Annotated in this window: 1 protein-coding gene; it reads left to right on the top strand. The window is 78.9% G+C overall.

The window, feature by feature from the left end:
- A partial coding sequence (locus ICW40_RS20530) for a transcription antitermination factor NusB (protein WP_308121948.1) occupies window positions 1-1,034 on the top strand: 1,034 nt, incomplete at both ends.

Raw genomic sequence — 1,034 nt, 5'->3', positions numbered from 1 at the left:
GCACGGGTGACCGCGACGCGGCCGGCCGCCAGCGGGGTCGTGCCCGGCTCGGGGGCGAGGCGGGTCGCACGGCGCAGGCGCCCGCCGAGCGCGCTCGCACGGGCGACGCCGCACGGCTCGTGGCGTTCGACGTCCTGCGCGAGGTCGCCGAGTCCGACTCCTACGCGAACCTCGTCCTGCCACCCCTGCTCCGGCAGCGCGGCATCCGCGGCCGGGACGCCGGGTTCGCGACGGAGCTCGCCTACGGCACCCTGCGCCTGCGGGGCCGGTACGACGCCGTCGTCGAGATCGCCGCGCGCCGACCCGCCTCGGCGATCGACCCGCCCGTGCTCGACGCCCTCCGGCTCGGTGTCCACCAGCTGCTCTCGATGCGCGTCCCCGCCCACGCGGCCGTCTCCATGACGGTCGGCCTCGTGCGCGGGCGGATCGGCGTCGGCCCGGCGCAGTTCGTCAACGCCGTGCTCCGCAACGTCGCAGGCGAACCACCCGAGACCTGGCTCGAGCGTGTGGCCGACGCGGCGGGCGACGACCCGGTCGACCGATCGGCCGCGGTGCACAGCCACCCGGGCTGGGTCGCGCGCGCGCTGCGGCAGGCGCTCGCCGCCGACGGCAGGGACGCGGACGAGCTCGACGACCTGCTCGCGGCGGACAACGCGTCGCCCGCCGTGACGCTCGTCGTGCGCCCGGGTCTCGCCGACCGCGACGATGTGCTCGGGACCGCGCCGTCGGCCGAGCCCGGCCGGTGGACGCCGACGGCCCTCGTGCTGGCGGGCGGCGACCCGGCCGACGTGCCCGGGGTCCGGGACGGGCGCGTCGGGGTCCAGGACGAGGGGAGCCAGCTCGTGGCGCTCGCCCTCGCCGAGGTCCCGCTCGACGGGATGCCCGCGGCGCCCGACGTGCGCGCCGACGGCCACGCGGTCGTCGACGGCGCGGGGGAGAGGTGGCTCGACCTGTGCGCCGGGCCCGGCGGCAAGGCCGCGCTGCTCGGCGCGCTCGCCGCGCAGCGTGGCGCGACGCTCGTCGCCAACGAGGTC

The sequence above is a fragment of the Actinotalea ferrariae genome (genome assembly GCF_019733465.1).
Classification (GTDB): Bacteria; Actinomycetota; Actinomycetes; order Actinomycetales; family Cellulomonadaceae; genus Actinotalea; species Actinotalea ferrariae_A.
This window is presented reverse-complemented; position numbering and strand designations above follow the sequence as displayed.